The organism is Paenibacillus sp. VMFN-D1 (assembly GCF_003386155.1).
In the GTDB taxonomy this organism is placed as follows: domain Bacteria; phylum Bacillota; class Bacilli; order Paenibacillales; family Paenibacillaceae; genus Paenibacillus_AQ; species Paenibacillus_AQ favisporus.
Window position 1 is genome coordinate 1133869 of sequence record NZ_QRDU01000001.1, and the last position, 13120, is coordinate 1146988.

Sequence of the window (13120 nt, forward strand, 5' to 3'; positions counted from 1 at the left end):
GAATGCTGGAAAGAAAGCCGCGGTTATCGTCGTAGAACCATACACTGAAGATGTAAAGGCAGCCGTCTATCCGTTTAACTTTTAGTGGTGGAAACATCCGATTAAAGATATCATGATGGATATAAATCATAGAATGGGGTTATCTCGGATGCGGATTGATATGAGCAAAAATGGGTTTAACGAGGGATTATATCCATGAATATTCCGGAACTTCCTGTATTATCTACTAAACTATACATCCCGCAGCCACGAACGAGGCTCGTCTCTAGGCCGCGTCTGATGGAGCGGCTGAAGGCGGGGATGGGGCGCAAGCTGACCTTAATCTCTGCTTCCGCCGGTTTTGGCAAGACGACACTGATCAGCGAATGGGCTGCCGGTTGTGAACGGCCTGTCGCTTGGGTGTCTTTAGACGAAAGGGATAAGGATCGTCTGCGTCTGCTTACGCTCCTAGTCGCTGCTTTGCAGACAATAGAGCAGCATTTCGGAGAAGGCGTAATGCGTGCAATCCACTCCCAACCGCCACCGGAAACCGAATCGATGCTCACAGTGCTGTTGAATGAAATTTCATCAATGCCGTTTGAATTCGTCCTTGTGCTGGACGATTATCATGCTGTAGGAGACAGGCAGATCGATCATACCATCGCGTTCCTGGTCGAGCATTTACCGCCGCAAATGCACCTTGTGATCGCGACTCGGGAAAATCCGCAGCTTTCCCTCAGCCGGCTTCGCGCCGGCGGCCATTTAACCGAATTGCGCGACACCGACCTGCGCTTTACTGCAGGCGAAGCAGCCGAGTTCCTCAATCAGGTGATGGGGCTGCATCTGTCAGCAGAGGATATTGACGCGCTGGATCATCGTACCGAGGGCTGGATCGCGGGGCTGCAGCTCGCGGCTCTATCGATGCAGGGACGCAATGACATTCCCGCTTTTATCCGTTCCTTCGCCGGAGACAACCGGTACATCGTCGACTATCTGGTCGAGGAGGTTCTTCAGCGTCAGCCGGCCGATGTCCGCAATTTCCTGCTTCAGACCTCGATTCTGGATCGGCTGCATGGCCCGCTGTGCGATGCCGTTACCGGCCAGAACGAAGGGGCAGCTCGGCTTCAATCGCTGGAGCAGGGAAGCTTCTTTATCGTGCCCCTGGATGACAGGCGGCAGTGGTATCGCTATCACCATCTCTTTGGAGAAGTGCTGTCCATACATTTAAGAACGGATCGGTCTGACCTCATTCCTGAACTGCATCGGCGTGCGAGTGAGTGGTACGGACGGCACGGCTCCTACGCCGAAGCAATAGGGCATGCGTTGGCCGCCGAAGACTTCCCGCGAGCGGCGGATCTGATCGAGCAGGCTTGGGCAGCCATGCGCAGGAGCAGGCAGGAGTCCGCAGTACTCGAGTGGATTCAGTCGCTGCCCAGGGAAATCATTCGCCATAGACCCGTTCTCAGCGTTGAATATGCATGGGCGTTACTTGCCGTCGGCCAGGTCGAAGGAGCAGAGGAAAGGCTGCGCGATGCCGAAAGGTGGCTGGAGAATTCCTCATTGGATAGGACGCCGGAAACTTCAGCAACCGATATGTGTTACGTAGACGAGGAGGAATTTCGCCGCCTTCCGGGCACCATCGCCGGATACCGCGCCGCTTATGCCCAGGCCATGGGGGATATACCCGCCGCCATTACATATTCGAAGAGAGTACTTGAACTCGTTCCGGCGGACGATCATCTTCGGCGCGGCGCGGCAGCCGCGCTCCTTGGTCTTGCGGCCTGGACGAGCGGTGATCTTCAGGAGGCGTACCGGATGTTCAGTGAGGGAATGGCGAATGTCCGGCGGGCAGGGAACATCTCGGACGCGATCGGGGGCTCCATCGCTCTGGCCGATATAAACATAGCGTTGGGAAGGCTTCGCCAGGCCATGGATATCTTTCAGAATGGATTACTGCTTGCTGCGGAGATGGGTACTCCTGAAATGCGGGGCACAGCAGACATGTACGTCGGATTGAGCGAGGTAAGCCGGGAGCAGGGGGACTTGGACGCCGCTATGCAGCATCTGCACAGAAGCCAGGAGTTGGGTGAGCAAATGGGACTGCCCCAATATCCATATCGCTGGCGGTTAGCTATGGCGCGTATTCGGCAATCGCAAGGAGACTTGGATGGCGCGCTTGAGCTGCTGCAAGAGGCTGAGCAGCGGTATGTCGGTGACTTTTTTCCAAACGTGCGTCCGGTGTCGGCCTTGAAAGCACGCGTGTGGCTCGCTCTGAATAGATGGAGCGAGGTTGCGGAATGGGTACACGAACAGGGTCTCTCCACATCGGATGACCTGCACTATCTGCGCGAATTTGAGCACATAACCCTGGCCCGGGTACTTTTGCACCGGCATCCAAGTAACCTTGTACCTATTCAGGAAACGTTGGGATTCCTGGAACGCCTGTCCCAAGCAGCGGCAGACAGCGGAAGGACGGGGAGTCAAATCGAGATTTTGATCCTTCAAGCCCTTGCTCATCACAGCCAAGGTGACATGTCCTCCTCACTTGCGCCGCTGGAGCGTGCCCTGACACTGGCAGAGCCGGAAAGGTACGTTCGGATTTTTGCAGACGAGGGCCAGCCGATGGCCGCTTTGCTGGAAGCAGCATGGAATGAAGGGATCTGTCCAAACTATGTGCGGCTTCTTCTGCTATCCTTTGGCAAGGAGGGGAGCGGATCGGCTGCGAGAAAGGCAGTAGGAGAGCCGCTGAGCGAACGGGAGCGGGACGTGCTGCGTCTGCTCAAAACCGATTTGAGCGGGCCTGAAATCGCGCGAGAGCTCCATGTCTCGCTGAATACGCTGCGAACGCATACCAAAAACATTTATGACAAGCTTGAGGTGAACAACCGTCGGGCAGCCGTAAGGCGCGCCGAAGAGCTTGATGACTTGTGACATCGCGATTTCCGTATAGCTCCGGACCTGGAAGAAGGAATAAGCCCAGGATCGGGGCTCTTTTTTATGCCAATTACTTCGAATGAATGTACGGTGACCATTTAAAATCACCACATCTGGTGATGCCGTCTCACCACATGATCCTGTATCTTCAATTTAGGAACGGAGCCGCACGATGAAAGGAGACAGACCACGACATGAAATGGAAAGGAAATTAAAGGAGGCGGTTGAATGAACGAAACACATGATATACCAGATAATCCAAATGAGCCTGAACGGTATGAGATTCGGTTTCAGGGATATCTCGGCGACCGGTGGGCTGACGGGTTCGAGGGACTTCGTCTCGATCAAGAGCCAGACGGAACTTCCATTTTGACCGGACCTGTGGCCGATCAACCCGCCTTATACGGCTTGCTTAGAAGATTCCGCGATCTCAACCTGCGGCTGATTTCAGTCATCCGGCTAGAACCACAGCCGGAATCACCATCAGAGACTAATAGAACACAAGAAGGCTCTCAGTAAATATACCGGAGTGAACAGAACTTGCTAATCGTCGACAAGAATAAAAACAAAGAGGAGAAAACCATATGAACATAACAGCTTATCGCGTCATTCGTTGGAGCGGTTTATCCGCCATCTTGGCAGGCATTCTTTTTATCGTCATCCAGGCAATTCATCCGCCTGAACTTCTATCATCCGTTACCACAAAGGCCTGGGCCATCGTCCATTACATGACCCTTGCGATGTCTCTGCTCGGACTGCTCGGCATAACCGGAATTTATACAAGGCAAGTCCATGCAGCCGGGTGGACCGGATTGGCCGGTTTTCTCCTGTTTGGTCTCTTTTGGACAGCTACAACGGCTTTCACCTTTGTAGAAGCTTTTGTTTTACCGGTTATCGCTGCGGATGCACCGGGTTTCGTGGAGGGGTACTTAGGGATTTTTGCCGGATCATCAGCCGTGTCCAACCTTGGGCTCCTGCCCGGAGTAGCACCTGTAGGGGGTGGGCTGTATGTGCTCGGCGGTCTGCTGCTTGGCATAGCTACGTTCCGCGCCGGGATCCTCCCGCGCTGGACAGCTGTTCTGTTGGCTTGCGCTGCTGTGTCGACACTGGCTTCATCACTGCTTCCACACCCGCTCGATCGGGTATTGGCGGTCCCGATGGGCATCGCTCTCATGGGTATGGGCTATGCGGTATGGTCAGAACGGAGTCTTGAAGCAGCGCAGCGACAGGTCCGAAAACAACACGGGGGGAGAAAAAATGAGAGCCATCGTATATGAACAATACGGACCGCCACATGTGCTTCAGCCCAAGGAAGTGACCCAGCCGGCCCCTAAAGCCGGCGACATATTAATCAAGGTCTATGCTACAACCGCTGCAGCAGGAGATTGGCGATTACGCAGGGCGGACCCTTTTCTGGCAAGACTGTTCAACGGATTGTGGAGACCGAAGCGCATCCGGGTTCTCGGATTTGAATTGGCCGGTGTGGTCGAATCGACGGGATTCAGCGTTACCCGCTTCAAGCCAGGGTATGCCGTCTACGCAGCCTGTGGCAACAGCTTTGGTGCATATGCGGAATACAAATGCCTGCCCGAGGAGGGGAGCGTGGCGCTAAAGCCGGCGAATATGACGTTTGAAGAGGCGGCTGCCGTTCCGGTTGGCGCCCTCACTGCGCTCCAGTTTCTCAGAGCAGGGAAAATAAAAAGCGGCATGCGCGTACTCGTATATGGTGCTTCAGGCAGCGTCGGGACGTATGCCGTGCAGCTGGCAAAGCACTTTGGAGCGGAAGTCACCGGAGTATGCAGCGCTTCGAATGCAGACCTGGTGACGTCAATCGGAGCCGATCGGGTTGTGGATTATACGAAACAGCAGCTGCCTAATGACGGCCCGCCTTACGATATTATTTTCGACACGGTGGGAAAAAGCCCCTTTAGTGCATGCGTCAAGCTTCTGGCACCAAGCGGTGTCTACCTTCGGGCTTATCATGTGAACCCGGTGATCATCGTTCGCGGGCTGTGGGCCAGCTTGACGAGCAGCAAGAAGGTGATTGGCGGAAATATGAAGGAAAACGCGAAAGACTTGGCGTTTCTGAAGGAACGGATCGAAGCGGGTCAGCTCCGGGCGGTCATCGACCGTCGTTACCGGCTGGAGCAAGCCGCAGAGGCGCATGCCTATGTTGAGCTAGGCCACAAGAAAGGCAACGTAGTTCTAACCGTCTGTGAGGATTGAGACGCCCGTTAATAACGCATCACTTGACGTGAACGCCACGAAGTTCCCGAAACTGCTCTGGCGTCATGCCTTCGTTTTTGCGGAATCGCTGAATAAAATACGTACTGCTGGCAAAGCCGACCGTCTCCGCGACCTTTTTCACGGTCCAACCGGTTGAAATCAGCAGGGATTTGGATTGAAGAATACGGCATTCGTTCAAAAATTCGATCGGCGTTTTGCCGAACAAACCGTGAAACTGCCTGCTGAAATGGGAGGGACTGTACTCTGCCTTGCTCGCCATTTGCTCGAGTGTAAGGGGCTGATGGCTGTGAGTGCGAATCCACTGCGCCGTCTCCATCAGCTTGGTGCGCATCCCCGGCTGAGGGCGTTCTTCCGAACCATCTACGTACATGATGAACTCGGCAAGCATCTCGTACAGCATCGCGGACAACCGTGCTTCGCCTTCCTGCAGCGGGTGAAGACCGGTAGCCAGGAGATCCGACCACAGCCGATCAAGCCGGTCCGCGCCCTCCCACGAAAATACCCATGCCTCCCGTTCACTTCTCCCTTGAAGTAACGTACTAAGCCCAGGAGCCGTAAAATGAACCCACCGGATATCCCAAGGCTCGTCTTGATCGGCATAATACCGCTGGGGAACACCGGGGCCGCATAGAAAGCCGGTACCTTGGCCAAGTTCCAGTGTGGTTTCACCGACTTGAATGTATCCTTTTCCGCCGCGTACGATATGCCAGTTATAGGTGGAGAGTCCGTGCGTCCGGTTTTCACTGTGTGATGGCTCATCTGCATAATGTCCGAACGACTCGGGATAACAAATGAGGTTCGTGAAGCGCGGGCTCGGAATGAAGTAATTGATTCTCATATCTCAGCTTCCTTTTTAGCATAATTGTTATACGTGATTATCAAAATATTACGATTTAAGCCCCATATGATTAATAATATAATGGATTCAAGAAGATGTTATCAAGCAAAATAATGATACATATTGGAGGATATGCCCATGTATTTCGGCGTGGATTATTACCCTGAGCATTGGCCCGAAGAACGTTGGGCCGTTGATGCCCGAATGATGCGGGAAGCGAATATCAACATTGTCCGGCTGGCGGAATTCGCCTGGGCCAAGCTGGAGCCGGAGGAAGGACGGTACGACTTTGCGTGGCTCGACCATGCCATTGAAGTGCTGGCCAAGGAAGGGATCAAGATCATTTTGGGAACACCGACGGCGGCGGCTCCCAAGTGGCTGATGGACAAATATCCGGATATGTACCCCGTCGATGTCCACGGCTTAACCAAAGGCTTTGGTACACGGAGGCATTATTGCGTTAATCATCCGGTGTATCGGAAGTATTCCGCAAGCATTGCCAGGGTCATGGCCGAGCATTACAAAGACAATGAGCACATCGTTGCTTGGCAGATCGATAACGAATTCGGCGGTCCGTGCTACTGCCAGAGCGATCTGCATGCCTTTCGGATCTGGCTCCGCGAAAAGTATGGCACCGTCGACAAGCTGAACGAAGAGTGGGGAACCGTGTTCTGGAGCCATACTTACCGCAGCTGGGAAGAAATTACGCTTCCCACGTATGCTGCAAGCGACGGCTTCAGCCAGGGTGGATCCGGCGGATTGATGTCCACCCCTTATAACCATAATCCCGGCATGCAGCTCGATTACCGCCGATTCTATTCCGATTCGACGGCTGCCTATCAGCGGCTTCAAATTGAAGAGATTCGTGCATGCACCTCCCTGCCGATCACCCATAACTTGATGGGTCATTTCAGCGAGATCGATTACTTCGACTTAGGCAAGGATCTTGACTTTATCTCTTGGGATAACTATCCGAATAATATGTGGGGCAAATCTTCGCCTCTGACCGTCGCCATGGCCCATGATCTGATGCGCGGCATCAAAAATCAAAACTACTGGATGATGGAACAGCAGAGCGGTCCGTGCGGCTGGCACTCGTTAGGCGATACGCCGGAGCCGGGGCAACTGCGTTTATGGACCTATCAGGCGATCGCGCATGGAGCGGATGCCATGGTCTATTTTCGCTGGCGGGCCTGCACGGTCGGTATCGAACAGTATTGGCACGGCATCCTTGATCATGACGGCGTCGGCCGGAGAAGGTACCGGGAGATCACTGCGATCGGACATGAACTCAAAGAACTGTCACCCCTGTTCGTAGGGGCCGCCAACAACAATACCGTAGCCCTCATTAAAAACTATGATCAAGCGTGGAGCCACCGCGCTCAGCCTCATAACCGGAACTTCAGTTATGAAGCTCTGCTGGCAGGCTACTACGATGCAGTTGCCGGGCAGCATGTCGGCGTAGACGTGGTCAGCGTGGAGACTGACTTTACGCCTTACAAGCTTGTTCTGATGCCGGCATTTAATTTGATGACGGAAGAGATCGCAGACAAATGTGAGGCATATGTGGCAGGCGGCGGTTCGCTGCTCATCACGTTCCGGTCGGGAACACGTACCTGGAATAACCGCATGACGACCTTGACCCTACCGGGCTTGTTCCGGAGACTGGCAGGCGTTGAGCTGGAGGAATATGACTCGATTAATTTCGGCCGGACCGTATCCGTGAGCGGAGAGTTCGGGGACGGCACCGCTTCCATGTGGTGCGATGTGCTTAAGCTGGATGGGGCCGAGAGCCTGGCGGATTATGAGAGTCATTATTACAGCGGAACACCAGCAGTTACTGTTCACACCTATGGTAAAGGGAAGGTTTATTACGTCGGATGCGACCTGGATGACCGGGCGATGGAGAGCTTGATGAAGCTGGTTCTGGACAGGGAGGGCGCTGTTCCATCCTTGCCCCAAAAATATGATGGAGTCGAGGCAGTAGAAAGAGAAAAGGATGGCAAAAGCTACTTAATGCTGCTGAATCACCGCAGCGAATCCGTCGATGTAGAACTGGGGGGCACGTATATAGATGCCCTGAGCAAGCAAACCATTGAAGGCCGCATTCTCCTGGAACCATACGCCGTGCATGTGCTTTTAAACCAAGGGATCTAGAGTGCGGTTCGTAAAGGAACATAACCAATTTCTTTGCTGACCCCATTCTGAATAATTTCGGGTGAATCCCCCATAATAGGGAAGTACATCCAAGAGAAAATGGAGGAAAAGCATATGCTCGAAAACCTGGAAAGCAACTATGACTGCAGCAATGCCGGTGAGGATTTGCATCAGCTGAAGCAGGAGCTCGCCTCGCTCCGGGGCATGGGCAAGGAAGACCCCAAGACGCAGGAAGACATTAACCGCCTCGAGAATCAGATCGCATTTATTATGAACAAATGTGACATTAATCATTAGTTTGGCCGCAGCATCCCTAAACCCGGTATGGACCTATACCGAGTCACGGGGTGCTTTTTTTATGGATTAAGCGTTCGGAAAATACATCGTTTGCGGCGTCCGGCATTGCCGTGATTAAAGACGGTCGTTCCTATTAGGGATGATCATCTTTTCGTATGAGGAAATGATTCCCTTACTAAAGTGTAAGGCATGTGTAAGGCTTTCTCTATTCAAATCACTTTCAATCTAGCTTACATTAGCGAGGTGCGACGGAAGGAAAATAAGTACATCGCAATCGACTCATGAAGTCAGGCAGATGTCAATGAACTAGGGAGAGAAAAAGAATGAATGCATTGAAATCATGGATCAAAATGGGCTTGTTATTAGTTGCAGCCGTTATGATCATCAGCAGTATCGCTCCAGGAATCGTGTGGGCGGAGTCCAACGATAAGATCCAGAAGATCGAACAGTATGTTAAAAACCAGCAAAGCATCAGTAAAATACCCGGAATCTCTTTGGTGATTGTCGAGAAAGGGGAGACGGTGTATCAAAAAGGCTTTGGATACGCGAACGTAAAGACGAAAACCCCCGTAACTTCCGATACGTTATTTGAAATCGGTTCGACGACCAAAGCTTTTACGGGTTTAGCGATTTTGCAGCTGGAGAAGCAAGGGCTGCTGCATCGGACGGATGATGTTCAAAAATACATTCCATGGTTAAAGCTGACCTATCACGGTGAGCCGCAAAAGATAACGATTAACGAGCTGCTGCATCATACCAGCGGCATCGCCTCCAATACGATCACTCGGATTCCTGAAAGCAAAGCGGACAACGCGCTTGAGCTGACGGTAAAAACATTGCAGGGCCAGACGCTGAACCGAAAGCCGGGAAGTTCCTTTGAATACGCAACGATCAATTACGACGTGCTGGGCCTAATTATCGAAGGGGTCTCCAACATGCCTTATGATCAGTACATGAAGCAGCACATTTTAGATCGAATCGGCATGACTAGCTCGTTCGTGGGTGTACCGTCGACTCAACCAGACCATATGGCTTCCGGTTATAAAATCGGATGGATGAATCATAGGCCATTCACACCTCCGATTTATCGGGGCAACACCCCTGCGGGCTATATCGTCAGCAATGCGAATGATATCGCGAAATGGATCAAGCTCCAGCTAAAGAGCGCTCCCGAACAGGTCATCGATCCGAAACTGATTGAGGAGTCGCACCATCCGGACAAGTCGGTAAATCCTTTTGACCAGAATACGTATTATGCCAACGGATGGGCTGTCATGAGCAAAAGCAAGGAAAAAGTTATTTTTCATGCCGGTGAGAATCCGTCATTTACGTCGTATTTTATTTTGCAGCCGGATCAACAGCTGGGTGTGGCGATTCTCGCCAACATGAACACGAGCTATACAACAGCTATTGGGCAAGGCGTGATGGAATTGTGGAAAGGGCAGTCTCCGGCGGTGAATCATACCGACAGCTATCAACTGCTGGATCGCATCGTGAGTATCCTCGAAATCATCGTCATTTTATTCGGTATATTATGGATTGCCCTGTCAGCCCGTATCGTCAGAAAGCTAGCCGTGAAACAGCGCAGGAGAGGTTCTTTAACCGGAAAAAGAAAGCTGCTGCTGCTCATCCATATTTGTATGGTTGCTGCCGTTCTAATATTTATAAGCATGCTGCCGACGATCCTGCTTGGAGGATTACCTTGGGTATTCATTCAGGTATGGGCGCCGACGTCTATTCCTGTTTTTCTGTATAGCGTCGTCACGGCGTGCATCCTTTATTTTATCTACGGATTGCTTCTACTCTTCACAAAAAATATGAAAAACCAATAGGGCTGGATTATAATAAGTAATCATGTCGAAATGTAAAATAATCAAGCAGTGAGGGAAACCAATGACGATCGATGAAATCATTGAATACTGTCTGTCCTACCCGGCCTGTTATGAAGACCATCCGTTTGGAGCAGAATGGACCGTAATCCGCCATAAAGGGAACAAAAAGAGCTTTGCGCTGATTTTCCATCACAACGATCACTTGTGCGTGAATTTGAAATGCGAACCGAGCCGGGCCGATTTTTTGCGCAGTGTTTTCCAGGAAGTGACGCCGGCGTATCACATGAATAAAGAGCACTGGAATACGGTGATCTTGGATGGGAACCTCCAGGATGATGATATCCATGAGATGGTAAAGCACAGCTACGAATTGACGAAGCCGAAGATCCGATCGAGAAAGGCTAAACAATGTAGTGCGCTGCATGAACGCCGTCATGGGTTGTTCCGGGATTGAGACTGTTTCTTTTCACGAATGAACAGGGCCCTGGAATGACAACATAAGGAAGTGGTATACAACTCACTTTTCCAGAGGAGGATATCTGTCATGGCTCACCAGAAAAGAAGAAATGAAGCAGCCTGGAAGTCACGCAAGCAAGAACAGCATCCCCATGGCAAAATCAAATCGCTGAAGGAATTGTCCAGCGAATATGATGAGGAGCATACTGCGAAGTAGGGAAGAGGAGACTGACGGGCAGATGTCCGGCAGTCTTCCTTTTTGTCTACGATGGCAATAAGGCAATAACGTGCCCTTGCTCAAAATGTGCAAGTCACTTCTTATTTCCAGTCTTTACAAGTTGGAGAAAGTGTATTATATTTGTTTGTGCAAACATTAATTTGAACTTTGAATCGAGGCAGCGACATGTTGGACACTTATTTTAAAGAATGCTTATATTTCACAGCCAATCGCCTCGGCAGGATTATTACCAAGATGGCCGAAGATGAATTTGCACCAAGTGGACTAAACCCAACCTCTGCATTTCTGATGCTGACGGTGCTGGAGAAGGACGGCATTTCCCAGAAAGAAATCGGCCAAAGCCTCCATCTTAAGCCTTCCACCATTACGCGGCTCATCGAGAGCCTTCAAGCCAAAGGACTTCTCAGCAGCCGCCAGGACGGCAGACTGTCCTTGATTTACGCTACAGACCGGGGAAGAGAGATGGAGAATCAAATCCACGAATGTTGGCAAAAGCTGCGGCAGCGTTATAACACGATATTAGACAGCCAGGATGATGAACTCTCGCTTCAGCTGAACGAGGTAAGCAACCGCTTGGAAAGTGCCGAATGACATGAACATTCGGTTTTTCAATCGCACAACGTTTGCTTGTGCAACTAAATAAAATATTGGAGGAGATTGAATGAATCAGCCGGTTCTTATCGTAGGCAGTACGGGGAAAACAGGGCGTCGGGTATCAGAAAAGCTGCTGCAAAAGGGAATACCGGTCCGTTCCGGATCACGTTCCGCTGAGCAGCCCTTTGATTGGAGCGATTCGTCCACATGGGAGCCTGTACTGCAAGGGACAAGGGCAGCGTATATTACCTATTATCCGGACCTGGCCGTTCCGGGTGCTGCTCAAGCGATCGGTTCGTTCGCGAGATTGGCCGTAGAAAACGGCGTGCGCCGATTAGTTCTTTTATCTGGCCGAGGTGAGGAGGAAGCTCAGCGGAGCGAACTAGCTATGCAGAATTCCGGCGCCGACTGGACGATCCTCCGCTGCAGCTGGTTTTGCCAGAATTTCAGCGAGAGCTTCCTGTATGACATGGTACAAGCGGGAGTGGTAGCACTTCCGGCAGGAAGCGTGAGAGAACCGTTCATTGATGCAGACGATATTGCAGATGCAGTCGTCTCGGCTTTGACGGATGACCGGCATATCGGGCAGCGATATGAATTGACGGGTCCGCAGGCGATTACTTTTGCGGAAGCTACGTCCTTGATCGCTCAAGCCTGTCAGCGGAATATTCGGTATGTCGAGCTTACTTCCGAACAATTCCTATCCATGCTTACACAACAACAAGTACCTGATGAGTATGTAACACTGCTGTCTTATTTGTTCTCCACCGTGCTGGATGGCCGAAACGAGATTCTGGCGAATGGCGTGGAGCAAATACTAGGAAGAAAGCCAAGGGGTTTCTTCGACTTTGCACGGCAGGCGGCTACAGACGGAGCTTGGGGTTAAGACAGTAGTTCATCAAAGCGGTCCATCAAATCGTAGGAGGACATATCCGTGGTGAATTTTTTATATTATCTGACCTTTGCGTCTTCGTTAGGATCCGGATTGCTGGCCGGCGTATTTTTCACCTTTTCGGCATTCGTGATGACGTCGCTTTCCCGTCTTCCAGCAGAGCAGAGCATATCTGCCATGCAGTCGATCAATTCGACGATTCTGCAATCGTTATTTATGCTCGTCTTTATGGGGACCACCATCCTAAGCGTCGTTTTGGGCGTTGCTTCGTTCTTCAAATCGGGCAACCATAGCGCGGTCTATGTAATCATTGGCAGCTTGTTTATTTTTGTCGGAGTGTTTCTGGTTACGGCCATCTTCAATGTTCCGCTTAATAATTCCCTAGCAGCTGTAAGTCCGGGGGCTGCCGAGGGAGCGCAAGTATGGAGCGAGTATATTGCCGGCTGGGTACCCTGGAATCATGTAAGAACGATTTCCTCCATCGCTGCGCTGATTTCCTTTATGATCGCTATCCGTAAATGGTAATCATGTTACGTCAATGCCTGATAACCACTGGTCCTGGATCAGTGGTTTTTGCCTATTTCTCATAAAAATATGTTGCCGGCCACAATTAAGTGTTGCCGACCACCTATCTGTGTGTTATAGTTGCATTGTTA

At 51.5% G+C, this 13120-nt stretch carries 13 protein-coding genes; 12 read left to right on the plus strand and 1 reads right to left on the minus strand.

Annotated features, from left to right (window positions below):
• The first annotated feature begins 195 nt into the window (after window positions 1–195).
• The 4 genes from C7820_RS05320 to C7820_RS05335 all read left to right on the plus strand — a co-directional run bounded on the left by C7820_RS05320 (window position 196) and on the right by C7820_RS05335 (window position 5139).
• Window positions 196–2910, plus strand: a complete 2715-nt coding sequence (locus C7820_RS05320) for a winged helix-turn-helix domain-containing protein (RefSeq protein WP_116230045.1) — start codon at window positions 196–198, stop codon at window positions 2908–2910.
• 231 nt (window positions 2911–3141) lie between these two features.
• Window positions 3142–3432, plus strand: a complete 291-nt coding sequence (locus C7820_RS05325) for a hypothetical protein (RefSeq protein ID WP_116230046.1) — start codon at window positions 3142–3144, stop codon at window positions 3430–3432.
• Between the two features lie 65 nt (window positions 3433–3497).
• Entirely contained in the window at window positions 3498–4190 is a 693-nt protein-coding gene (locus C7820_RS05330) for a hypothetical protein (protein ID WP_181908938.1), read from the plus strand.
• Entirely contained in the window at window positions 4171–5139 is a 969-nt protein-coding gene (locus C7820_RS05335) for an NAD(P)-dependent alcohol dehydrogenase (protein WP_116230047.1), read from the plus strand. The genes C7820_RS05330 and C7820_RS05335 overlap by 20 nt, the downstream gene beginning before the upstream one ends.
• Before the next feature lie 19 nt (window positions 5140–5158).
• Here C7820_RS05335 and C7820_RS05340 read toward each other — a convergent pair whose 3' ends face one another.
• Window positions 5159–5998, minus strand: a complete 840-nt coding sequence (locus C7820_RS05340; RefSeq protein WP_116230048.1) for a helix-turn-helix transcriptional regulator — start codon at window positions 5996–5998, stop codon at window positions 5159–5161.
• A gap of 138 nt (window positions 5999–6136) precedes the next feature.
• Between C7820_RS05340 and C7820_RS05345 the strand changes: the two genes are divergently transcribed.
• The 8 genes from C7820_RS05345 (at window position 6137) to C7820_RS05375 (ending at window position 12989) form a co-directional block, all read left to right on the plus strand.
• On the plus strand, window positions 6137–8155 hold the full coding sequence (locus tag C7820_RS05345; protein WP_181908939.1) for a beta-galactosidase: 2019 nt from the start codon (window positions 6137–6139) through the stop codon (window positions 8153–8155).
• A gap of 114 nt (window positions 8156–8269) precedes the next feature.
• On the plus strand, window positions 8270–8452 hold the full coding sequence (locus C7820_RS05350; protein WP_076164415.1) for a DUF2524 domain-containing protein: 183 nt from the start codon (window positions 8270–8272) through the stop codon (window positions 8450–8452).
• Between the two features lie 323 nt (window positions 8453–8775).
• On the plus strand, window positions 8776–10284 hold the full coding sequence (locus C7820_RS05355; RefSeq protein ID WP_258875123.1) for a serine hydrolase domain-containing protein: 1509 nt from the start codon (window positions 8776–8778) through the stop codon (window positions 10282–10284).
• 61 nt (window positions 10285–10345) lie between these two features.
• The gene (locus C7820_RS05360) at window positions 10346–10738 is read left to right on the plus strand and encodes an MmcQ/YjbR family DNA-binding protein (protein ID WP_116230050.1); all 393 of its coding nucleotides are present in this window, start codon (window positions 10346–10348) and stop codon (window positions 10736–10738) included.
• A gap of 90 nt (window positions 10739–10828) precedes the next feature.
• Entirely contained in the window at window positions 10829–10957 is a 129-nt protein-coding gene (locus tag C7820_RS33650) for a DUF6254 family protein (RefSeq protein ID WP_219845392.1), read from the plus strand.
• Window positions 10958–11212: 255 nt separating this feature from the next.
• Complete coding sequence (locus C7820_RS05365) at window positions 11213–11569, plus strand: MarR family winged helix-turn-helix transcriptional regulator (protein WP_251676515.1); 357 nt, start codon at window positions 11213–11215, stop codon at window positions 11567–11569.
• A 70-nt stretch (window positions 11570–11639) separates the two neighbouring features.
• Entirely contained in the window at window positions 11640–12458 is an 819-nt protein-coding gene (locus tag C7820_RS05370) for an SDR family oxidoreductase (RefSeq protein ID WP_116230052.1), read from the plus strand.
• 48 nt (window positions 12459–12506) lie between these two features.
• Window positions 12507–12989, plus strand: a complete 483-nt coding sequence (locus tag C7820_RS05375; protein ID WP_116230053.1) for an anthrone oxygenase family protein — start codon at window positions 12507–12509, stop codon at window positions 12987–12989.
• The last annotated feature ends 131 nt before the right edge of the window (window positions 12990–13120 follow it).